The sequence below is a fragment of the Pseudomonas purpurea genome (assembly GCF_039908635.1).
Lineage (GTDB): Bacteria > Pseudomonadota > Gammaproteobacteria > Pseudomonadales > Pseudomonadaceae > Aquipseudomonas > Aquipseudomonas purpurea.
Genome location: NZ_CP150918.1, coordinates 4,951,587 through 4,972,051 on the forward strand (window position 1 = coordinate 4,951,587; position 20,465 = coordinate 4,972,051).

20 protein-coding genes and 1 pseudogene are annotated in these 20,465 nt (G+C 59.4%); 7 read left to right on the plus strand and 14 right to left on the minus strand.

What is annotated here, in order from left to right; all coding sequences use genetic code 11:
- Genes lspA through ribF form a run of 3 tightly spaced genes read right to left on the minus strand, consistent with a single transcriptional unit; the run spans window position 1 to window position 4,289 of the window.
- A complete protein-coding gene (gene lspA, locus AABM54_RS22225) occupies window positions 1-513 on the minus strand; it encodes a signal peptidase II (protein ID WP_347902099.1) in 513 nt (170 codons plus the stop codon).
- A complete protein-coding gene (gene ileS, locus AABM54_RS22230; protein WP_347902100.1) occupies window positions 506-3,337 on the minus strand; it encodes an isoleucine--tRNA ligase in 2,832 nt (943 codons plus the stop codon). Before ileS ends, lspA begins: the two co-directional genes overlap by 8 nt.
- Before the next feature lie 13 nt (window positions 3,338-3,350).
- The gene (ribF, locus tag AABM54_RS22235; protein ID WP_347902101.1) at window positions 3,351-4,289 is read right to left on the minus strand and encodes a bifunctional riboflavin kinase/FAD synthetase; all 939 of its coding nucleotides are present in this window, start codon (window positions 4,287-4,289) and stop codon (window positions 3,351-3,353) included.
- Here ribF and AABM54_RS22240 point away from each other — a divergent pair.
- On the plus strand, window positions 4,197-4,394 hold the full coding sequence (locus AABM54_RS22240; protein ID WP_347906308.1) for a hypothetical protein: 198 nt from the start codon (window positions 4,197-4,199) through the stop codon (window positions 4,392-4,394). The genes ribF and AABM54_RS22240 overlap by 93 nt on opposite strands.
- A 24-nt stretch (window positions 4,395-4,418) precedes the next feature.
- Here AABM54_RS22240 and murJ read toward each other — a convergent pair whose 3' ends face one another.
- Window positions 4,419-5,957, minus strand: a complete 1,539-nt coding sequence (gene murJ / locus AABM54_RS22245; RefSeq protein WP_347902102.1) for a murein biosynthesis integral membrane protein MurJ — start codon at window positions 5,955-5,957, stop codon at window positions 4,419-4,421.
- Between the two features lie 251 nt (window positions 5,958-6,208).
- Between murJ and rpsT the strand changes: the two genes are divergently transcribed.
- On the plus strand, window positions 6,209-6,487 hold the full coding sequence (gene rpsT, locus AABM54_RS22250) for a 30S ribosomal protein S20 (protein ID WP_007901883.1): 279 nt from the start codon (window positions 6,209-6,211) through the stop codon (window positions 6,485-6,487).
- Window positions 6,488-6,607: 120 nt separating this feature from the next.
- On the opposite strand, the gene AABM54_RS22255 is transcribed toward rpsT, so the two are convergent.
- The 5 genes and pseudogenes from AABM54_RS22255 to rplU all read right to left on the minus strand — a co-directional run bounded on the left by AABM54_RS22255 (window position 6,608) and on the right by rplU (window position 10,457).
- The gene (locus tag AABM54_RS22255; protein ID WP_347902103.1) at window positions 6,608-7,072 is read right to left on the minus strand and encodes a CreA family protein; all 465 of its coding nucleotides are present in this window, start codon (window positions 7,070-7,072) and stop codon (window positions 6,608-6,610) included.
- Between the two features lie 11 nt (window positions 7,073-7,083).
- A pseudogene (proB, locus tag AABM54_RS22260) lies at window positions 7,084-8,203 on the minus strand (glutamate 5-kinase).
- Window positions 8,204-8,412: 209 nt separating this feature from the next.
- On the minus strand, window positions 8,413-9,636 hold the full coding sequence (gene cgtA, locus AABM54_RS22265; protein WP_347902104.1) for an Obg family GTPase CgtA: 1,224 nt from the start codon (window positions 9,634-9,636) through the stop codon (window positions 8,413-8,415).
- Window positions 9,637-9,831: 195 nt separating this feature from the next.
- Window positions 9,832-10,107 (minus strand): 50S ribosomal protein L27, encoded by a 276-nt coding sequence (rpmA, locus tag AABM54_RS22270; RefSeq protein ID WP_046048788.1) that lies wholly within the window; start codon window positions 10,105-10,107, stop codon window positions 9,832-9,834.
- 35 nt (window positions 10,108-10,142) lie between these two features.
- On the minus strand, window positions 10,143-10,457 hold the full coding sequence (gene rplU / locus AABM54_RS22275) for a 50S ribosomal protein L21 (protein WP_003176051.1): 315 nt from the start codon (window positions 10,455-10,457) through the stop codon (window positions 10,143-10,145).
- A 240-nt stretch (window positions 10,458-10,697) separates the two neighbouring features.
- Between rplU and AABM54_RS22280 the strand changes: the two genes are divergently transcribed.
- The 3 genes from AABM54_RS22280 to AABM54_RS22290 all read left to right on the plus strand — a co-directional run bounded on the left by AABM54_RS22280 (window position 10,698) and on the right by AABM54_RS22290 (window position 12,655).
- Window positions 10,698-11,666: a polyprenyl synthetase family protein gene (locus AABM54_RS22280; RefSeq protein ID WP_347902105.1), complete on the plus strand. Its 969-nt coding sequence runs from the start codon at window positions 10,698-10,700 to the stop codon at window positions 11,664-11,666.
- Window positions 11,667-11,849: 183 nt separating this feature from the next.
- The gene (locus AABM54_RS22285) at window positions 11,850-12,191 is read left to right on the plus strand and encodes a zinc ribbon domain-containing protein YjdM (protein WP_347902106.1); all 342 of its coding nucleotides are present in this window, start codon (window positions 11,850-11,852) and stop codon (window positions 12,189-12,191) included.
- Window positions 12,192-12,397: 206 nt separating this feature from the next.
- Window positions 12,398-12,655, plus strand: a complete 258-nt coding sequence (locus tag AABM54_RS22290) for a hypothetical protein (protein WP_007938432.1) — start codon at window positions 12,398-12,400, stop codon at window positions 12,653-12,655.
- A 131-nt stretch (window positions 12,656-12,786) separates the two neighbouring features.
- Here the strand turns inward: AABM54_RS22290 and AABM54_RS22295 are convergent, their stop codons facing one another.
- The 3 genes from AABM54_RS22295 to AABM54_RS22305 form a co-directional block, all read right to left on the minus strand.
- A complete protein-coding gene (locus AABM54_RS22295) occupies window positions 12,787-13,404 on the minus strand; it encodes an FKBP-type peptidyl-prolyl cis-trans isomerase (protein WP_347902107.1) in 618 nt (205 codons plus the stop codon).
- Window positions 13,405-13,531: 127 nt separating this feature from the next.
- The gene (locus tag AABM54_RS22300; protein WP_347902108.1) at window positions 13,532-13,834 is read right to left on the minus strand and encodes a DUF6482 family protein; all 303 of its coding nucleotides are present in this window, start codon (window positions 13,832-13,834) and stop codon (window positions 13,532-13,534) included.
- Window positions 13,835-14,070: 236 nt separating this feature from the next.
- Complete coding sequence (locus tag AABM54_RS22305) at window positions 14,071-14,559, minus strand: TIGR00645 family protein (protein ID WP_347902109.1); 489 nt, start codon at window positions 14,557-14,559, stop codon at window positions 14,071-14,073.
- 155 nt (window positions 14,560-14,714) lie between these two features.
- On the opposite strand from AABM54_RS22305, the gene AABM54_RS22310 reads away from it, so the two are divergent.
- The gene (locus AABM54_RS22310) at window positions 14,715-16,544 is read left to right on the plus strand and encodes a hypothetical protein (RefSeq protein ID WP_347902110.1); all 1,830 of its coding nucleotides are present in this window, start codon (window positions 14,715-14,717) and stop codon (window positions 16,542-16,544) included.
- A gap of 14 nt (window positions 16,545-16,558) precedes the next feature.
- On the opposite strand, the gene AABM54_RS22315 is transcribed toward AABM54_RS22310, so the two are convergent.
- The gene (locus AABM54_RS22315) at window positions 16,559-16,900 is read right to left on the minus strand and encodes a hypothetical protein (RefSeq protein WP_347902111.1); all 342 of its coding nucleotides are present in this window, start codon (window positions 16,898-16,900) and stop codon (window positions 16,559-16,561) included.
- A gap of 323 nt (window positions 16,901-17,223) precedes the next feature.
- Complete coding sequence (locus AABM54_RS22320) at window positions 17,224-19,662, minus strand: AAA family ATPase (RefSeq protein ID WP_347902112.1); 2,439 nt, start codon at window positions 19,660-19,662, stop codon at window positions 17,224-17,226.
- Between the two features lie 276 nt (window positions 19,663-19,938).
- On the opposite strand from AABM54_RS22320, the gene AABM54_RS22325 reads away from it, so the two are divergent.
- Window positions 19,939-20,427, plus strand: coding sequence for a DUF3015 domain-containing protein (locus AABM54_RS22325; RefSeq protein WP_347902113.1), 489 nt, complete (start codon window positions 19,939-19,941; stop codon window positions 20,425-20,427).
- The last annotated feature ends 38 nt before the right edge of the window (window positions 20,428-20,465 follow it).

Below are 20,465 nucleotides of genomic sequence, written 5' to 3' on the forward strand. Positions count from 1 at the left end.
TCAGTCATGAACGGTTTCTCCGGTCTTCTTACTTTTGAACATATCCAGCGCGAGCATCACGGCCCCGACGCTGATGGCGCTGTCGGCAAAGTTGAACGCCGGGAAATACCAGCGGTTCTGCCAATGCACCAGAATGAAGTCGATCACATGGCCCAGGGCGATGCGGTCGTACAGGTTGCCCAGCGCACCGCCCAGCACCAGCGCCAAAGCGACAGCCAGCCAGGTTTCGTTGCGCCCCAGACGCTTGAGCCAGACCACCAGCACCGCGCTGACCACAATCGCGATCAAGGCAAACAACCAGCGCTGCCAGCCGGAACTGTCGGCCAGGAAGCTGAAGGCCGCGCCGGTGTTGTAGGCCAGGGTCCAGCTGAAGTAGTCGGGAATAACCACGATCTGCTGGTACATGCTCAGTGAACCTTCGAAGTAGAACTTGCTGGCCTGGTCAATGACCAGGACCAGCACGCTCAACCACAGCCAGCTCAGCCGTCCGAAACGGCCAGCAGCATTAGGCATAGTGACGAACCTCGCCTGCGCCGCTGATGTTGTCGACGCAACGACCGCAGATTTCCGGGTGCTCAGGGTTTACGCCGACATCTTCGCGGCAGTGCCAGCAACGGGCGCACTTGACGAAGCTCGACTTGACCACTTTGAGCTTCAGGCCGCTGACTTCGGTTTCCACCGCGTCTGCAGGCGCTTGCACGAACGGTGCAATGCTGGCGGTCGAGGTGATCAGCACGAAGCGCAGTTCGTTGCTCAGCTTGGCCAGGTCGGCGCTCAGGGCGTCTTCGGCGAACAGCGTCACTTCGGCTTGCAGGTTGCCACCGACGGCCTTGGCCGCACGCTGGATTTCCATTTCCTTGTTGACCGCCACCTTGACCGCCATGATCCGGTCCCAGTACGCGCGGCCCAGCTCGAAGCCTTCCGGCAGTTCGGTCAAGCCTTCGTACCAGGTGTTGAGCATCACCGATTCGTTGCGCTCGCCCGGCAGGTACTCCCACAGTTCGTCGGCGGTGAACGCCAGGATCGGCGCGATCCAGCGTACCAGCGCTTCAGAGATGTGGAACAGCGCGGTTTGCGCCGAACGGCGGGCCTTGCTGTTGGCGCCAGTGGTGTACTGACGGTCCTTGATGATGTCCAGGTAGAAACCGCCCAGCTCCTGCACGCAGAAGTTGTGGATCTTGGAGTACACGTTCCAGAAGCGGTATTCGCCGTAGTGCTCTTGCAGTTCGCGTTGCAGCAGCAAGGTACGGTCCACGGCCCAACGGTCCAGCGCGAGCATTTCTTCGGCCGGCAGGATGTCGGTGGCCGGGTTGAAACCGCTCAGGTTCGAGAGCAGGAAGCGCGCGGTGTTACGGATCCGCCGGTAGGCGTCCGCACTGCGTTGCAGGATCTGGTCGGACACCGCCATTTCGCCCGAGTAATCGGTCGAAGCGACCCACAGACGCATGATGTCGGCGCCCAGGGTGTCGTTGACCTTTTGCGGCGCGATCACGTTGCCCAATGACTTGGACATTTTGCGGCCGGACTCGTCGACGGTAAAACCGTGGGTCAGCAGTTCGCGATACGGCGCGTGGTTGTCGATGGCGCAACCGGTCAGCAAGGACGAGTGGAACCAGCCACGGTGTTGGTCGGAACCTTCCAGGTACAGGTCGGCACGCGGGCCGGTTTCATGGCCCATCGGGTGCGAACCGCGCAGGACGTGCCAGTGCGTGGTGCCCGAATCGAACCAGACGTCCAGGGTGTCGCTGATCTTGTCGTACAGCGGCGCTTCATCGCCGAGCAACTCGGCGGCGTCCATCTTGAACCAGGCTTCGATGCCTTCGACTTCGACGCGCTTGGCCACAACTTCCATCAGTTCAACGGTACGTGGGTGCAGTTCGCCGCTTTCCTTGTTCAGGAAGAACGGGATCGGCACGCCCCAGTTGCGCTGACGGGAGATGCACCAGTCCGGACGGTTGGCGATCATCGAGTGCAGGCGCGCCTGGCCCCAGGCCGGAACGAACTTGGTGTCTTCGATGGCTTTGATGGCGCGTTTGCGCAAGGTGTCGCCGGCTGTTGGCTCTTTGTCCATGCCGATGAACCACTGCGCGGTGGCGCGGTAGATCAGCGGGGTCTTGTGACGCCAGCAGTGCATGTAGCTGTGTTCGATGACGGTGGTGTGCAGCAGCGCACCGACTTCCGTCAGTTTGTCGACGATGGCCGGGTTGGCTTTCCAGATGAACTGGCCGCCGAAGAACTCCAGCGCCGGCACGTAAACGCCGTTGCTTTGCACCGGGTTCAGGATGTCGTCGTTGACCATGCCGTACTTCTTGCAGGTCACGAAGTCGTCTACGCCGTAGGCTGGCGCGGAGTGAACCACGCCGGTGCCGGCGCCCAGTTCAACGTACTCGGCCAGGTAAACCGGCGACAGGCGATCATAGAACGGGTGACGGAAGTTGATCAGTTCCAGTTCTTTACCGGTGGTGGTCGCGATGACCGAACCTTCCAGGCTGTAACGGGCCAGGCACGACTCGACCAGTTCTTCAGCCAATACCAGCAGTTTGTCGCCGACGTCGACCAGGGCGTAGTTGAATTCCGGGTGAACGTTCAGCGCCTGGTTGGCCGGGATGGTCCACGGGGTGGTGGTCCAGATCACGATCGAAGCAGGCTTGGCCAGCGACGGCAGACCGAAAGCGGCAGCCAGTTTGGCTTCGTCGGCGATCGGGAACGCAACGTCGATGGTCGAGGACTTTTTGTTCTCGTACTCGACTTCCGCTTCAGCCAGGGCCGAACCACAGTCAAAGCACCAGTTCACAGGCTTGAGGCCCTTGAACACGAAGCCGCCCTTGACGATTTCAGCCAGGGCACGGATTTCACCGGCCTCGTTCTTGAAATCCATGGTCTTGTACGGGTTGGCGAAGTCGCCCAGCACGCCGAGGCGGATGAATTCGGACTTCTGGCCTTCGATCTGCTCGGTGGCGTAGGCGCGGCACAGTTCGCGGGTTTTATCCGCGCCCAGGTTCTTGCCGTGGGTCACTTCGACTTTGTGCTCGATCGGCAGGCCATGGCAGTCCCAGCCCGGAACATAAGGCGCGTCGAAACCCGACAGGGTCTTCGAGCGGATGATCATGTCCTTGAGAATCTTGTTCAGCGCATGACCGATGTGAATCGTGCCGTTGGCGTACGGAGGACCGTCGTGAAGTACGAACTTCGGACGATCCTTGCCAATCTCGCGCAACTTACCGTACAGGCCAATGCTGTCCCAGCGCTGCAGAATCTGCGGTTCGCGCTGAGGCAGGCCGGCCTTCATTGGGAAGGCGGTGTCCGGAAGGTTTAGCGTGGCTTTATAGTCGGTCATTTATGGCTCTTCATTAGCGATTGGCGCTAGGTGCGGCATGGGCACGGGCGGCGGCGACATCCGCATTGATCGCCGTCTTAAGCGCCTCCAGAGAGGCGAAACGCTGCTCTTCACGCAGCTTGTGGTGGAAAACCACCGTCATACGCCGGTCATACAGATCGCCGGCGAAATCCAGGAGATGTACTTCAAGGTGGGCTTTGCCATCACCTGCAACCGTGGGGCGAACGCCGATATTGGCGACGCCTTGCCAGGTCTTGCCGTCGATGTCGACACTGACCAGGTAAACCCCGGACAGCGGCACGCGACGACGCTTGAGTTGCACGTTGGCGGTTGGCGTACCCAATTGGCGCGCCAGCTTCTGACCGTGCAAAACCCGCCCGGCAATCCGGAACGGACGACCGAGCAACCGCTCGGCCAAGGCAAAATCAGCGGCGGCCAGGGCATTACGCACCTGGGTGCTGCTGACGCGCAACCCGTCCAGTTCCACGGTCTGCGCCGCTTCGACGGTAAAGCCCTGAACGATTCCGGCCTGTTGCAGGAAATCGAAATCCCCTACCCGATCACAGCCGAAACGGAAGTCGTCGCCGACCTCCAGATGCTGCACACCGAGGCCGTCCACCAAAATGGTGTCGACGAACTCGGCGGCGCTGAGCTTGCTCAACCGTTGATTGAAGGCCAGGCACAGGACCCGGTCAACCCCTTCATCGGCGAGCAGTTGCAACTTGTCGCGCAAACGCGCCAGACGGGCCGGAGCCGTGTCCGGGGCGAAAAACTCGCGCGGCTGGGGCTCGAAAATCACCACGCAGCTGGGCACGCCCAACTCGAGCGCACGTTCACGCAGCCTGCCCAGGATAGCCTGGTGACCACGGTGAACACCGTCAAAGTTGCCAATAGTGGCGACACAGCCCCGATGCTGGGGGCGCAGATTGTGGAGGCCTCGAACCAGCTGCATAACGCGCTTCTTGCTCATAAAGTGGCCGATTATAACCACACCCGGCGACGGACGACAGGCAACACCGTAACCCAAAGTGATCGAACCGACAAAACCGTCGCCTGAGCCACGTTTATCGCGCCAATCCGTTCAGCTCAACGCCTTGCGATTGAAGTCCCGCAGACGGAAGCCCATCAGCGCCAGCATCCCGAAATAAGCCACCACGCCGGCGATCACCAACGCCCCCAAACGCAGGAAGCGCTCCAGCATGTGCCCCTGATCCCACGCCGGCATGAAGTGCATCAAGCCCAGCAGCACCGCGGACATCACCGTTACGGCCACGATCAGCTTGAGCCCGAACAAACCCCAGCCTGGCTGCGGCTGATACATCTGCTGTTTGCGCAGTTGATAAAACAACAGGCCGGCGTTGAGGCACGCACCGGCGCTGATGGCCAGGGCCAGGCCCGCGTGTTTCAAGGGACCGATCAAGGCCAGGTTGAAGAGTTGAGTGACGATCAATGTGAAAATCGCGATTTTTACCGGTGTGCGAATGTTCTGTTGCGCATAAAACCCCGGCGCCAGCACTTTGATCACGATAATCCCGAGCAACCCGACCGAATAAGCCACCAGCGCTCGCTGGGTCATCGCAGCATCAAATGCGCTGAATTGGCCGTACTGGAACAGCGAAACCGTCAGCGGCTCGGCCAGAATCCCCAGCGCCAGCGAGCACGGCAGCACCAGCACGAAGCACAGGCGCAGCCCCCAATCGAGAATCCGCGAATATTCGTGACGATCCTTGCTGGCGTAGGTCTTGGCCAGCGTCGGCAGCAAAATCGTGCCCAGCGCCACACCCAGTACGCCGGACGGTAGCTCCATCAGGCGGTCGGCGTAATACATCCACGACACCGAACCTGCCACCAGAAACGAGGCAAAAATAGTGTTGATGATCAGCGAAATCTGGCTGACCGAGACCCCGAGGATCGCCGGCAGCATTTGCTTCATCACACGCCAGACGCCGCTGTCGCGCAGATTCAGGCGCGGCAGTACCAGCATGCCGATCTTTTTCAGGTGTGGCAGTTGATAGAGCAACTGCGCCAGGCCACCGGCCAGCACGGCCCAGCCGAGCGCCATGACCGGCGGATCGAAGTACGGTGTCAGGAACACCGCAAAAACAATCATGCTGACGTTAAGCAGCGTCGGCACGAAGGCAGGTACCGAAAAACGGTTGTACGTATTGAGGATCGCCCCGGCCAGCGAGGACAGGGAGATCAGCAATATATAGGGGAAGGTCACTCGCAACAGGCTGGAGGTCAGCTCGAATTTTTCCGGCGTATCGGTAAAACCCGGTGCCGTGGCCCAGATCACCCAAGGCGCGGCGATCATCCCCGCAATCGTGACCAGTGCCAGTACCAGCGTGAGCAGGCCCGACACATAAGCGATGAAGGTTCGCGTCGCTTCCTCACCCTGCTGGCTTTTGTATTCCGCGAGAATCGGCACAAACGCCTGGGAAAATGCGCCCTCGGCAAAGATCCGCCGCAGCAGGTTGGGCAGTTTGAAGGCAATAAAAAAGGCGTCCGTGGCCATGCCGGCGCCGAATATACGGGCAATCAGGGTGTCACGCACAAACCCCAGAACCCGGGAAAGCATTGTGATAGAGCTGACGGCGGCCAACGATTTAAGCAGGTTCATTGAAGAGTTTTTGCCTGTCGATAAACAGCAGGCGAACAAAGCGCCCACTTATGCGATACTCCGCGCCGCAACAGCACAGAGCCAAAGCTCGCGAGTTTACAGGTCAAGCGCCGGAAATAAATATCCCGCCTCTTTAGATCGACCACTCAGCGGAACGCATCACCCGCCCTTGACAAGACTTCAACTCATCGGCATGATTCGCGGCCTATTTTGTTTGCTATTTCCTAAAAAGTCTTTCGAGGAGCTCGACGGTGGCCAACACACCTTCCGCCAAAAAACGTGCAAAACAGGCTGAGAAGCGTCGCAGCCACAACGCCAGCCTGCGTTCCATGGTTCGTACCTACATCAAGAATGTAGTTAAAGCCATCGACGCAAAAGACGCTGCTAAAGCGCAAGCTGCTTACGTTCTGGCCGTGCCAGTTATCGACCGTATGGCCGATAAAGGCATCATCCACAAGAACAAAGCTGCTCGCCATAAGAGCCGCCTGAATGGCCACGTAAAGGCTCTGAACGTTGCCGCTGCTGCCTAAGCGACACGCTCATTAAAAAACCGACCTCAGGGTCGGTTTTTTATTGCCTGCGATTTAGTGAATTCAACACAAAAAAGTGGGAGCAAGCTTGCTCGCTCCCACATTTGGATTTTCGTCAGCTTATTGAGCGTGCGCCCACGGCAGGATCGGAATCGCGGTCACGGCATTCTGCGGACTACCCTCGATCACGCGGTCGCTATAGACCAGGTACACCAGGGTATTGCGCTTCTTGTCGAGGAAGCGCACCACTTGCATGGTCTTGAACACCAGGGACGTGCGCTCCTTGAACACCTCCTCGCCATCCTTGAGCTCGCCCTTGAAGTTGATCGGCCCGACCTGACGGCAAGCAATCGACGCTTCCGCACGATCCTCGGCCAAGCCCAAACCGCCCTTCACGCCGCCCGTCTTGGCGCGCGACAGGTAGCACGTCACACCTTCAACCTTGGGATCATCAAAAGCCTCGACCACAATCCGGTCATTCGGCCCGACCAACTTGAACACGGTCGACACCTGACCGATTTCTTCCGCCGAAGCCAGCAGCGGCATCGCCAACAGCAGACCCAACAATCCTTTCGCCATGCGCATACGCGTTTTCCTTAAACCAGAATCAGGTTATCGCGGTGAACCAATTCAGGCTCCGCCATATAACCGAGTAAACCCACAATCGCCTCAGACGATTGACCAATGATCTTTTGCGCTTCGAGCGCACTGTAGTTGGCGAGCCCGCGAGCGATCTCACGACCGTCCGGCGCCACACACACCACCATTTCACCGCGCCGGAAACTGCCTTGAACCAGCTTCACGCCGACCGGCAGCAAACTCTTGTTGCCCTGAGACAGCGCCGACACCGCCCCCGCATCCAGCACAAGTGTGCCGCGCGTTTGCAAATGCCCAGCCAGCCACTGCTTGCGCGCCGCCAGCATGCCGCGCTCGGGTGACAGCAAAGTACCGATGCGCTCGCCTGCCTTCAAACGATCCAGCACACGCTCCAGACGCCCACCGACAATAATCGTGTGAGCCCCCGAACGCGCCGCCAGACGCGCCGCCCGCAACTTGGTCTGCATGCCGCCACGACCAAGCGCGCCACCCGTACCGCCCGCCACCGCATCCAAGGCCGGATCATCGGCCCCGCGCTTCGTAAATCAGCTTGGCATCGGGGTTGTTGCGCGGGTCTGCGTCGAACATGCCGTCACGATCGGTCAGGATCACCAGCAAGTCAGCCTCGACCAGATTGGCCACCAGCGCTGCCAGCGTGTCGTTGTCGCCGAAACGGATCTCATCGGTGACCACGGTGTCGTTCTCATTGATCACCGGAATGACCTTGAGCTCAACCAGGGCGCGCAAGGTACTGCGAGCATTGAGGTAACGCTTGCGGTCGGACAAGTCATCATGAGTCAGCAGAATCTGCGCGGTGTGCCGGCCATGCTCGGCAAAGCTCGATTCCCAGGCCTGCACCAACCCCATCTGACCGATGGCGGCAGCCGCCTGCAACTCATGCATCGCACTGGGTCGTACGGTCCAGCCCAGGCGACTCATACCGGCCGCTACCGCCCCGGAGGACACCAACACCAGCTCGACGCCCGCCTCGTGCAGCGCCACCATCTGCTCAACCCAGACGCCCATCGCTGCGCGATCCAGACCCTTGCCGTCAGCCGTCAGCAAAGCGCTGCCGATCTTCACGACCCAACGCTGCGCACCTGTCACCTTGCTCCGCATCATCTTCCAACCTATGCCGGCGAGCGGCGCGACCCAGCGCCACCCATGCGATTATTCGTATTTGCGTTTTGCAGACACCAAAACGCCGCTCTAAAGAGCGGCGCCTTGGAAACTGGCTTGCGAGCGATGATAACACCGCGCCCAGCCAGATAAACCGTCATTGCGGGCAAGTCGAATCGCCCCACCGGGACGAGACCACCGCAAACGAATCAGTCGCGCACGTAAATGATTTCCGGACCGTCTTCGTCATCCACATCCTCTTCGTCCCAATCATCGTCACCGATGTCATGGACCGACTTCACGCCGCTACGGCGCAGGGCACGCTGATCATCCAGCGCCTGCAACTGGGCACGGGCTTCGTCTTCGATACGCTGATCGAGCTCGGTCAGCTCTTCTTTGTAAGCCGGATCATTAGCCAGGCGATCGGCACGATCTTCCAGATAACGCATGATGTCGTGGCACAGGCGCTCGGTGCCATCCTTGGAGATGGCCGAGATCACGTACACCGGACCTGTCCACTCCAGACGATCAACGATCTCCTTGACCCGAGCGTCATGCTCTTCCTCAAGGATCTGGTCGCACTTGTTCAGCACCAACCAGCGATCACGCTCAGCCAGCGAAGGGCTGAACTTGGTCAGCTCGCTGACGATGACTTCAGCCGCGTCCGGAGCACTGGTTTCATCCAGCGGCGCCATGTCGACGAGGTGCAACAGCAGTCGAGTACGCGACAAGTGCTTGAGGAAGCGAATCCCCAGGCCCGCACCGTCGGAAGCGCCTTCGATCAGACCCGGAATGTCGGCGACCACGAAGCTTTTCCAGCGATCGACGCTGACCACACCCAGGTTCGGCACCAGCGTGGTGAACGGATAGTCGGCAACTTTCGGCTTGGCCGCCGAAACCGAACGGATAAAGGTACTTTTACCGGCGTTCGGCAAGCCCAGCAGGCCCACATCAGCCAATACCTTCATTTCCAGCTTGAGATCACGCTGCTCGCCCGGCTTGCCCGGCGTAGTCTGGCGTGGCGCACGGTTGGTACTGGATTTGAATCGGGTGTTACCCAGACCGTGCCAGCCACCATGAGCCACCAACAGACGCTGGCCAGCCTTGGTCAGGTCGCCAATGACTTCCTGGGTCGCAGAGTCGATGACCGTGGTGCCAACCGGAACCCGCAGCACCAGCTCTTCACCTTTCTTGCCGGTGCAGTCGGTGCTGCCGCCGTTGGAGCCACGCTCGGCATCGAAGTGCCGGGTGTAACGGTAGTCCACCAGGGTGTTGAGGTTTTCGTCGGCGATCATGAAGACCGAGCCGCCGTCACCGCCATCACCACCGTTCGGACCACCGTTTTCAATGAATTTTTCCCGACGGAAACTCATGCAACCATTGCCGCCGTCGCCAGCTTTTACTCGAATCGATACTTCATCAACAAACTTCATAACAAAACGCCTCTCGTCATACGGACGAGCCGAAAAACACTAAGACATAAGACTCTTGCAAAAATGAGCGCAGCGACCTCAAGCAACGACCGCAAATCCAGCTGCTTTCGCCCATTACAAACAGCTTTGCAAGAGACTCACCCCACAAACGAAAAAGCCCCGTCGCGAGACAGGGCTTTTCCAGCAACTACGTAATTATGCCGCGACGACTGCAGTCTTCGGGACAATGCTCACGTAACGGCGGTTGAAAGCGCCTTTTACTTCAAACTTGATCACGCCGTCGATTTTCGCGAACAGGGTGTGATCTTTACCCATGCCAACACCGTAACCGGCGTGGAATTGGGTGCCGCGCTGACGCACGATGATGTTGCCCGGGATGATAACCTGGCCGCCATACATCTTCACGCCAAGGCGTTTGGCTTCTGAGTCGCGACCGTTACGGGTACTACCACCAGCTTTTTTGTGTGCCATGAGTTCAATTCTCCTAGTGAGGAATTAGGCTGAAATTAAGCCTGAATACCGGTGATTTTGATCTCGGTGTACCACTGGCGGTGGCCCATACGCTTCATGTGGTGCTTACGACGACGGAACTTGATGATGCGGACTTTATCGTGACGACCTTGGGAGATCACTTCAGCCACAACGGTAGCGCCAGCAACAACTGGAGCGCCGATATTCACGTCGTCGCCATTGGCGACCAACAGAACGCGATCAAAAGTTACGGATTCGCCAGTAGCGATTTCCAGTTTCTCGATCTTCAGGTATTCACCTGGTGCGACCTTGTATTGCTTGCCACCAGTAACGATTACTGCGTACGACATGGTATTTCTCCGATAATCCTGCTCACCCAGCTCTTTATAAGAAGAGGTATTGGCTGGCATGGCTGCATGGGATGGAACGCCCCAAATGCAATTGCGTAAGGCAGGTGCTGCCCAGGAAGTTCAGGGTGCGCGATTGTACGCAAGGCGCGAGCGCGTTGCAAGGGGCCGCCTATCGCGCCTTGACAGGCCCGGACGTGGGTCCTAGCATGCCGCGCAACCCTTCTGGAGCACCTGTCTCTGATGCAACCCCAAGCTTTCTACCGCGCGGTGGCGGACGATTTTAACGCCGTCGACGGCATCATCAAGAAGCAGCTGACTTCCCGAGTGCCGCTGGTGTCGAAAATCGGCGACTACATTACCTCGGCTGGCGGTAAACGCCTGCGTCCTTTATTAGTGTTGCTGTGTGGCAAGGCCCTGGGTCGCGAAGGCGACGACATGCGCCTGCTGGCCGCCACTATCGAGTTCCTGCACACCGCCACCCTGCTGCACGACGACGTGGTCGACATGTCCGGCATGCGCCGTGGTCGTTCGACCGCCAACGCCATGTGGGGCAACGCGCCCAGCGTGCTGGTGGGCGACTTCCTGTACTCGCGCTCGTTCGAAATGATGGTCGAACTGGGCTCGATGCCGGTGATGAAGATCCTGTCGCAGGCCACGCGCATCATCGCCGAAGGCGAAGTGCTGCAGTTGTCCAAGGTCCGCGACGCCAGCACCACCGAAGAAACCTACATGGAAGTCATCCGCGGCAAAACCGCGATGCTCTTCGAGGCGTCGACCCACAGCGCAGCAGCTTTGGCGGGCGCTACGCCTGCACAGAGCGAAGCCTTGCGCACCTTTGGCGATCACTTGGGTGTGGCTTTCCAACTGGTGGACGACCTGCTCGACTACCGTGGCGACGCCGAAACCCTGGGCAAGAACGTCGGTGACGATCTGGCCGAAGGCAAGCCGACCCTGCCGCTGATCTACACCATGCGTGAAGGCACGCCGGAGCAGGCAGCACTGGTGCGTCAGGCGATCCAGAAAGGTGGCATCGAAGACCTGGAAAGCATCCGCGCCGCCGTGGAAGCCTCGGGCTCGCTGGATTACACCGCCCAACTGGCCCGCGATTATGTGGCCCGTGCGATCAAATGCCTCGAAACGCTGCCCGCCAGCGAATACCGCGATGCACTGGTCGAGTTGAGCGAGTTTGCGGTAGCCCGTACGCACTAAAAGCAAATCCCATGTGGGAGCGAGCTTGCTCGCGATAGCGGACCGACAGTCGACAACTATGTTGAATGTTAATCCGTCATCGCGAGCAAGCTCGCTCCCACAGTTTTGTCAGCGCCTCGCCTGCCCTGCCTAAAACCCTATACAATGTGCGCTTTTTAGCCATCCTGAAATCAAGGAGCTTTAGTGAGCACGTTGCCACCCTGCCCGAAATGCAATTCCGAATACACCTACGAAGACGGCGCACAGCTGATCTGCCCTGAGTGCGCCCACGAGTGGTCCGCCAATGGCGAAGCCGACGTGGCGTCCGATGAAACCGTGAAAAAAGATTCGGTCGGCAACGTCCTGCAAGATGGCGACACCATCACCGTGATCAAGGACCTCAAGGTCAAGGGCACGTCCCTGGTGGTCAAGGTCGGCACCAAGGTCAAGAACATCCGCCTGTGCGATGGCGACCATGACATCGACTGCAAGATCGATGGCATCGGCCCGATGAAGCTCAAATCCGAGTTCGTCAGAAAGGTCTGAGCCTTTCGTACGCCATCCCGCGCCCTGCGTGGGATGGTGCTTCACCCTCCCCTGATTCCCCCCGTAATCCCGCGCAATAGCCAAACGCCAGCCGTTTTGACCTCCCGCAATTCCCACACAGAAAAAAGCAGAAACCGCCAATAGGTACTTGCTATTAATTGAATAAGAATTATTCTCATTGAAACCCATCAAAGGAGATGAGAACCATGACTTACTTGATCGATGCGTGGCTGGATCGCCCACACCCTTACCTCAGGATCCTGCATCGGGAAACTGGCGAAGTCTGTGCGGTATTGGAAGAAGAAGCCTTGAACGAATTGCAGGACCAGGGCGACCTGGACGTCAACGGCCTGAGTTCCAGCGAGCCGGTGGTGCTCAAGGAATTGGTACGCAATCTGTTTCTGTTTTGCTATGCCCGGGCGTTGCGCCCGACCAATGAGCTGCACAACAAGATCGAAATATGAGAAGCGCCGTAAAACCTGTGGGAGCGAGCTTGCTCGCGATGCGGCCACCTCGGCTTCACAGGAAAACCGAGGTGATGCAATCGCGAGCAAGCTCGCTCCCACATTAGTTCAACCCAACATCGGGCCAAGTATTACAGAACGTCCAGCAGCTCGACGTCGAATACCAGAACGCTGTGCGGTGGAATGCTGCCAACGCCTTGTGCGCCGTAAGCCAGTTCGCTCGGCACGTACAGGCGCCATTTGCTGCCGGCATTCATCAGTTGCAGGGCTTCGGTCCAGCCAGCGATCACGCCGCCGACCGGGAATTCTGCAGGCTGACCACGATCGTAGGAGCTGTCGAACACAGTGCCGTCGATCAGGGTGCCGTGGTAGTGAGTACGTACGGTGTCTTCACGGGATGGCTTGGCGCCTTCACCTGCAGTCAGCACTTCAAATTGCAGACCGGAAGCCAGGGTGGTGATGCCTTCACGCTTGGCGTTGTCAGCCAGGAAGGCCAGGCCTTCGCCAGCAGCCGCTTCAGCCTTGGCAGCCGCTTCGGCTTGCATGATTTCACGGATGACCTTGAAGCTGGCAGACATCGCTTCCTGACCAACACGGCTTTCCTTACCGGCGAATGCGTCGGTCAGGCCTGCCAGGATGGCGTCCAGGTTAACGCCCGGTGGCGGGTTGTCGCGCAGTTGGTCGCCCAACTGACGGCCAATGCCGTAGCTGACGCGGGTTTCGTCGGTGGACAGATTTACTTCGGACATAACACTGCTCCGCTGTGCGGACGGCTCGGGGGTTTGCCGTGCGTGCACAGCGCATCCCGGGCGCCCGGAACCAAAAGGGCGAGCAGACTAGCACAGATGCCCTTGCGGTGATCCAGGGGCAGAATGGTTACACCGTGCGAAAGGCGATGGGTACCTTCAGGTTTTCTCCTGCACTGGCGCCCAGACCACACATCTCATCGTGAACCGAGGTGTGGATCAGGTTGAACGGCAGCCGCGGAAAGCTGTGCAACACCTCCCGCGCGTGCTCCACCGAACGCAGATGCAGCGCCTGTCCGTGGGCATCATTGAGCGGGTAGGCCGCACCGTGGATTCGCGCTTCAATCAGGTAGATACCGCCTTCCAGCGAGATCAGATTCAGCTCATCGACCTTTCCGGCGATGGCATAGGCGTTCAGCTCTTGCAGGTTCATGGGCGCACCCCGCGCAATAGCAAGCCAGGACCCTTACAGGCATATGCCTCGGCGCATCAAAGCACAAGCCAGAAACAACACCGCCCGTCCGTTTCACAACGACTGTGGCGAGCGAGCTTGCTCGCGCTCGGCTGCACAGCAGTCGTAAAACTTGATGGGGCGGTGCGCACGTCAGGGACGTTCGCCACCCCAGCGCGAGCAAGCTTGCTCGCCACAGGGTGCATGCCCAATGCCGGTCAGTGCTTGGTCAGCTTGTCCAGGTAACCCATGGCGAAGGCAGAGATCACGAACGTCATGTGAATGATCACGTACCACTGAAGGTGCTCGGGATCGACGTTCTTGGCGTCCATGAAGATACGCAGCAGATGAATGGAGGAAATCGCCACGATCGAGGCGGCCACCTTCATTTTCAAGGACGATGAGTCCATCGTGCCCAGCCAGTGGAGCTTTTCCTTGTCTTCGTCGATGTCCAGTTGCGAGACAAAGTTTTCGTAGCCGGAAATCATCACCATCACCAACAGGCCGCCTACCAGCGCCATGTCGATCAGCGACAGCAGCACCAGAATCAGGTCGGATTCGGCCATCGAGAACACGTTGGGAATGACGTGGAAGACTTCCTGGAAGAACTTCAAGGCCAGCGCCAGCAACCCCAGCGACAGACCAAAGTAGATCGGCGCCAGCAACCAGCGCGAGGTGTACATTGCATTTTCGATAAAGCGTTCCATTGAATCTCACACGTGGGGGCTGGAAATGGCGGCGAGTATACCAGCGGCTCAAAACCCCATAAACCGCCGTAAAATCCGTCACCTGCAAATCCGGTCCGGCGTTTTTCTGCTAGTGTCCAAACCAGCTCACCGACGTCGGACAGGAAGACTGAAGTATGGATTTGCGATTGCCTCTAGCCGGGACCGGACTGTGCCTGGCGCTGCTGCTCAGCGGTTGCTCGCCCAGCGATGAGAAAAAACCCACCCGCCTCGAAGACAAGACCGCACAGTTCGAAAAGTCGCTGGACGCCATCCAGGACCCCAAGCTCAAGGATGCAATCGCCAACCTCGGCGGCTCGCTGCTGCTGCTCGAACGGGCTCAGCAAAAGCTCGCCGGAAAACCGCTCGAAACCGAATACGGCGACGACGCCATGGCGCTGCTCAGGCACTACCCGACGCCACAGGCGCTGGTCGACACCTACCTCGACGGCCTGTTCGTACTGCGCAAGGCTTCCAGTTCCGACTACCTGACCGACTTGCAGCCCGTGTTCCCGTTCACCTTCAACATGCCCGCCGAGTTCCCCTTCCCTCACGGGCTGGAATGGCAGTCGGTAACGTTGAGTAACAAGAACGTCATCCCTTTCCAGCCCGAATGGTCGGAAACCGATCCCGGCATCCAGCTCAGCCCGTCGAGCGCCAACGTCACCAGCCCGGACGACCTGACCGTCGCCTACCCGTTCATCGAAGGGGTGGAAGTCGACAACAAGCACCAGCCGCAACCGGTCAGCCTGCAAGGCAAGGCGCAAATCATCGCGCCACGCAAAGTCTTCACCTTCGAACTGACGAAAAAGGACGTTGGCCAGACCCGCAGCGACGACAACATCAGCGTCACCTTGCGAACCCTCGCCAGGAACTACGCCGAAATCGAAGTCAACAACCGCGCCGCGCTGGCCCCGGAAGTCAGCGACATACCGCTCAACCCGTTGATCGTGCAGGCCCGCGACACAACCGGGCAGTTTCTCTCGCGCTCAGGCTCGATCAACGAAGACGCTGCCCATATCGCCTTCTACGAGAAGCAACTGGCCGAGATGCAGAAGCAGACCGCCTGGAGCGACGCCTTCGAAAAACGCCTTGAAGACGAACAACGCGCCTTCGATCAAAAACGTACCCGCCATTACTCCAAGGTGTATTTCAACGGCCCTGTCGAGCAACTGGAAGTCAGCGTTCTGGACTTCTCCGCCGTGGCCGTGACCCGCAGGGACCTGAACCTGCCCGTGCACCATTTTGAGCGCAACACCACCGACAAGACTGTGCAGAACCTAAGCCTGCCCGTGGTGGTGTATGACGATCAGGCGGCGAACTGGCTCAAGGGCGCCACGCTGGCCGAAGATCAACTGAAAAAGAGCATCCGCGTCAGCCAGTCGGTAGAGGATGCCAGCGCCGCACGCATCGAGTTTCTCCACCCGAAAAGCTTCAACGATGAACTGCTGGGTTCCTCGTTCAGCCCGGGTGATACGCCAGTGACCTTTTTTACCCAGGATACGAACGGCAAACGGGGTGAACCGATCGAGTTGCCGCCCGAGGCGTACGAAATCGATCCACTGCGCGCCACCATCACTTATGACTTGACGCTGTTCCCCGAAACCCCGACGTATGTGGTCGGCTCAATGCCGCTGTTTCTGGCCGACATTGAAAAGAACAGCCTCGATACTCACGCACTGCCCAAAGGCCTGGAGCTCAAGGGCAATGCCCTGGTCGTTGACCAAAAGCTGTTCCCGGCCCAGGACTGGCGATTTTTTGCCAAGGATGCGAGCGGCAACTACCTGAAGGAAGTTCTTGCCGTCAGCCATGACGCCGGCAACGAAGGGCCGGCGCTGTTCGAGGTGCATTATTTCTACGGCCAGCCGACGAGTCTGGAAACCTACCAGCGCACCGACCTGACGACGGTCGAGTACGGTTTCGAGATCAAACTCGACAAGGCCGAAAACCCCAGCCCTGTCGAATAGCCCGAGCCGGTCGATCAGTGTTCGGGGTGAAACTCGAAGCCGCCGAGGTTACGACAGCGCCCGCCATTGATTTCCCGCAATTGCGCCTGCAAATGCAGGCACCAGATCTGCGGGTCGTCCGCCAACTCATAGCCGTGCAGGGTCAGGCTTTCAACGATGGTTTCGAGGATTGATTCGGCCACAAACGGGCCATGAAAAGGCCCCTGGGCTTTGATCGCAGAAGGTTGTTCGCCAGCCATTCCAGCAGCAAACAGTAAGGTCCACATACCGGTATCCCCCGCCAGCGGGCGAATACTGCATTCGATACGGGTCACCAGGCCGAGGCACTGGCGGGTAAGGCAGAGGTTGCGCGACATGGCGGCGACCCTCGATAGATCCGGTATTCAGCCTCCACGGGGACGCTGTCTCGATCCAGTGATAACTGTCGATATCCTTGACCTGAGGATAGAAGAAAAGTCTGACTAGCACGTCAGGTGAAACCAGAAGGCGCCGAATGGTCATTGTGTGAATATTGACGCCATTGCGACGACGCTTTTTCAGTCATTCACGCAAAAAAATGTGGGAGCGAGCCTGCTCGCGATTGCGGACTTTCAGCCAACACAAATGCTGAATGTCAGTCCCTCATCGCGAGCAGGCTCGCTCCCACAGTGGAACGGTGTGAACTCAGCTCAGGCGTACATCAGGCCGGCTTGGTCTCCACCAATGCCTCTTGAGCCAGCTCCTTCTCGGCCTCTTTCAAGTCCTCGTCGCTGATCATTTCCGCGATCACCCGCAAACGCTCCACCACCCGTGCGTTAACACTGCCTTCCGGGAACTGACCGTCCGCGTCCGGCTCGCCCGCCGGCTCACCGACCAACAGGCTCAGCGCCTCATCGGCCTGACGCACCGCGTAAACGTGGAACTGCCCGGCCCGCACGGCCGCCAACACCCGCTCGTCGAGCATCAGCGTGGCCACGTTGGCCTGGGGAATGATCGCGCCCTGCTCACCGGTCAGACCGCGCGCCTCGCACAGGCGGAAGAAGCCTTCAATCTTCTCGTTGACCCCACCCACGGCCTGCACTTCACCGAACTGGTTGATCGACCCGGTAATAGCGAAACACTGCTTGAGCGGAGTTTTCGACAACGCCGAAATCAAGGTACAGGCCTCACCCAGCGAGGCACTGTCGCCATCGACGTAACCGTAGGACTGCTCCAGCGCGATGCTGGCAGAGATCGCCAACGGGAATTCCTGGGCGTAACGGCTGCCCAGGTACCCGGTGAGGATCATCACACCTTTAGAGTGGATCGGCTGACCGAGGTTGACCTCGCGCTCGATGTCGACGATGCCGCTGCCGCCGGGGTAAACCGTGGCGGAGATCCGCGCCGGTATACCGAAGGCCGAATCACCGACTTCCAGCACCGTCAGCCCGTTGCACTTGCCCACGGCAGCGCCCGAGGTGTCGATCAGGATGATCCCCGCCAGCATGTCGTCGAGGATCCGCGCCGAGACACGTCCGGTACGAGTGGCCTTGGCCTTGAGCGCACGCTCGATGTGACCGGCATCGGTCTTGTCGTCGCCGGCCAGGTCGCGAATGAAATCCGCCTCGCTGACCAGTTGAAACAGGTCGCCGATACGTGCCGACAACCGCCCCTGATGCTCGGCCAGCCGCGCGCTGTAAGTCGCCAGACGCGCCACGGCATCGGCGGTCAACGGCGCCATGCCCTCTTCCGAGGTGCGGGTTTTCAGCAGTTGGGCGAATTGCTCAAGGCTCTCGTCGACCATGGGGATGTCTTCATCGAAGTCCACCAGCACCCGGAACATCTCCTGGAAATCCGGGTCCAGGTCTTGCAGCGTGTAGTACAGCTGCCGCGCACCGATGATGATGACTTTGACCTGCAACGGAATATGTTGCGGCGTCAGGGTCACCGTGGCCAAGCGTCCGAGCTCACCCAGCGGCGATTCCATTTTCAGCTTGCGTGACTGCAAGGCGCGTTTCAGCGCGTCCCAGACAAACGGCTCGCTGAGCATTTTTTCGGCTTCCAGGATCAGGAAGCCACCATTGGCCCGGTGCAACGCACCCGGACGCAACTGCCGATACGTGGTGTAGAGCGCGCCCTGGTCGGTGCTGTATTCGATACGGCCAAACAGGTTGTCGTACGTCGGGTGCGGTTCGAACACCACCGGCGCGCCGCCGCTGGCCGGATGACCGACCACCAGGCTCGGGCAGTACTGTTCTTCCAGGAGTTTGCGGGCGACTGCATCGGTCTTGCTGTCGTCGACCAGTTGCTCGACCACGGTCTTGAGCAGGTAAACCTGCATCGCTTGCAGGTAACCGCAGACTGCCGCGTTTTCCGCGTACTTCTCCGACAGCGGCGACAACAATGGCTGCAACGCTAGGGTGATGGTTTCTTCGTTGAGCTGGCGCATCTGGTTGCTGGATTCGCGCTTCCACTGCGGCAGGCTCGCCAGCTCTTCGTTCAGACGCTCTTCAAGTCCGGAGATGTCCGTATGAAAACGCTCACGGTCGGCTTCCGGCAACTGGGCGAACTCGGCTTCGTCCAGTGCCTTGCCTTCGCTCATCGGAGTGAAGGCGATGTTGCTGCTGTCGCGGTACAGCGCGACTTCCTTCTCCAGCGCCAGACGCTCGATCACGTCCAGCGCACGGTCGTAGCGCTGGTTGAAGGCGCGGTCGATGGCACTTTTCTTTTGCTGGTAGGACGGGTGCTCGAACACCGCCGGAAAGGTCGCCAGCAGGTTGTCGATCAGCCCGTTGATGTCGGTGATGAATGCGCCCGCCGTGCCCGAGGGCAGCTCCAGGGCGCGGGGTTCGCGGGGCTCATCGAAGTTATTGACGTAGACCCAGTCCGCCGGGGTTTGCAGGCGTTTGCCTTCGGCCTTGAGGTAGCGTTTGACGAAGGAAAACCGGCCGGTGCCGGGTTCACCCATGACAAATACGTTGTAACCGGGGCGCGGCATGGCCACGCCGAACTGCAAGGCTTCGACCGCGCGTTCCTGGCCAAGCACACCGCGAAAAGGCTCCAGCTCATTGGTGGTAGAGAAGCTGAACTGTTCAGCGGAAAACGGACGGGTCAGCGCTTCAGGCGCTAGACGCAAGCTGGCAGCAACAGGATCAGGCATCGGGCTTCCTTACATCAGGCGGGGCAGTTGGCGGCATTCTGGCGCTGGCCGTGCCGAACTGGCAAGGCGCGCCTTGAGTAAAAGCATAGACAAGCCGCAGAGCACCGGCGGGCCGGCGCCTTGCCTGCGGGTTGAGCCAATGTTTTGCAAAAAACCACGGAACCCCGGGATCGTGCCTAAACTCCAAACTGCGCGGCTGGGCAAATAACCGGCCCACTGGTGCCGGGTCGGGCCAGAACTCCTGTCCATTGGTATGCACATAAAGAGAAAACAGCTATGAAACGGATTCTTCTCGGTACTCTCTTCACCGTTGTATCCCTCAACGCCATGGCCGAATCGCCAGGTGGCCCGAACTGCGGCTGGGGCAACATGCTGTTCGAAGGCCAGCGCGGCACTCCAGCGCACTTCCTGGCCTCCACCACCAACGGCACGTCCGGTAACGCCACCTTCGGGATGACGTCCGGCACCAACGGTTGCGCCACCAATGCTTCGCTGACCTACGGCGGCAAGTCCTGGTTCGCCATGAACGGCATGATGAACGAACTGTCCGAAGACATGGCCAAGGGTCAGGGCGAAGCGCTGACAACCTACGCCGTGGTCCTGGGCGTTGCGCCTGAAGACCGCGAGCATTTTGCGGCCGTCACCCACGAACACTTCCAGCAGATCTTCAGCAAGGCTGACGTGACCGCGGAAGATGTCCACACCAACACCCTGGCCGTGCTCAAAGGCGATGCTCGCCTGGCCAAATATGCGACCCCGGCATAACTCGACCTCACCTGCCCCTTCACTGGGGCGGGTTTTGT

Excerpts from the sequence above, each read along its gene's own strand:
- lspA (WP_347902099.1), bottom strand. The coding sequence starts at position 513 with ATGCCTAATGCTGCTGGCCGTTTCGGACGGCTGAGCTGGCTGTGGTTG.
- ileS (WP_347902100.1), bottom strand. The coding sequence starts at position 3,337 with ATGACCGACTATAAAGCCACGCTAAACCTTCCGGACACCGCCTTCCCA.
- ribF (WP_347902101.1), bottom strand. The coding sequence starts at position 4,289 with ATGCAGCTGGTTCGAGGCCTCCACAATCTGCGCCCCCAGCATCGGGGC.
- murJ (WP_347902102.1), bottom strand. The coding sequence starts at position 5,957 with ATGAACCTGCTTAAATCGTTGGCCGCCGTCAGCTCTATCACAATGCTT.
- AABM54_RS22255 (WP_347902103.1), bottom strand. The coding sequence starts at position 7,072 with ATGCGCATGGCGAAAGGATTGTTGGGTCTGCTGTTGGCGATGCCGCTG.
- cgtA (WP_347902104.1), bottom strand. The coding sequence starts at position 9,636 with ATGAAGTTTGTTGATGAAGTATCGATTCGAGTAAAAGCTGGCGACGGC.
- rpmA (WP_046048788.1), bottom strand. The coding sequence starts at position 10,107 with ATGGCACACAAAAAAGCTGGTGGTAGTACCCGTAACGGTCGCGACTCA.
- rplU (WP_003176051.1), bottom strand. The coding sequence starts at position 10,457 with ATGTCGTACGCAGTAATCGTTACTGGTGGCAAGCAATACAAGGTCGCA.
- AABM54_RS22280 (WP_347902105.1), top strand. The coding sequence starts at position 10,698 with ATGCAACCCCAAGCTTTCTACCGCGCGGTGGCGGACGATTTTAACGCC.
- AABM54_RS22290 (WP_007938432.1), top strand. The coding sequence starts at position 12,398 with ATGACTTACTTGATCGATGCGTGGCTGGATCGCCCACACCCTTACCTC.
- AABM54_RS22295 (WP_347902107.1), bottom strand. The coding sequence starts at position 13,404 with ATGTCCGAAGTAAATCTGTCCACCGACGAAACCCGCGTCAGCTACGGC.
- AABM54_RS22300 (WP_347902108.1), bottom strand. The coding sequence starts at position 13,834 with ATGAACCTGCAAGAGCTGAACGCCTATGCCATCGCCGGAAAGGTCGAT.
- AABM54_RS22305 (WP_347902109.1), bottom strand. The coding sequence starts at position 14,559 with ATGGAACGCTTTATCGAAAATGCAATGTACACCTCGCGCTGGTTGCTG.
- AABM54_RS22310 (WP_347902110.1), top strand. The coding sequence starts at position 14,715 with ATGGATTTGCGATTGCCTCTAGCCGGGACCGGACTGTGCCTGGCGCTG.
- AABM54_RS22315 (WP_347902111.1), bottom strand. The coding sequence starts at position 16,900 with ATGTCGCGCAACCTCTGCCTTACCCGCCAGTGCCTCGGCCTGGTGACC.
- AABM54_RS22320 (WP_347902112.1), bottom strand. The coding sequence starts at position 19,662 with ATGCCTGATCCTGTTGCTGCCAGCTTGCGTCTAGCGCCTGAAGCGCTG.
- AABM54_RS22325 (WP_347902113.1), top strand. The coding sequence starts at position 19,939 with ATGAAACGGATTCTTCTCGGTACTCTCTTCACCGTTGTATCCCTCAAC.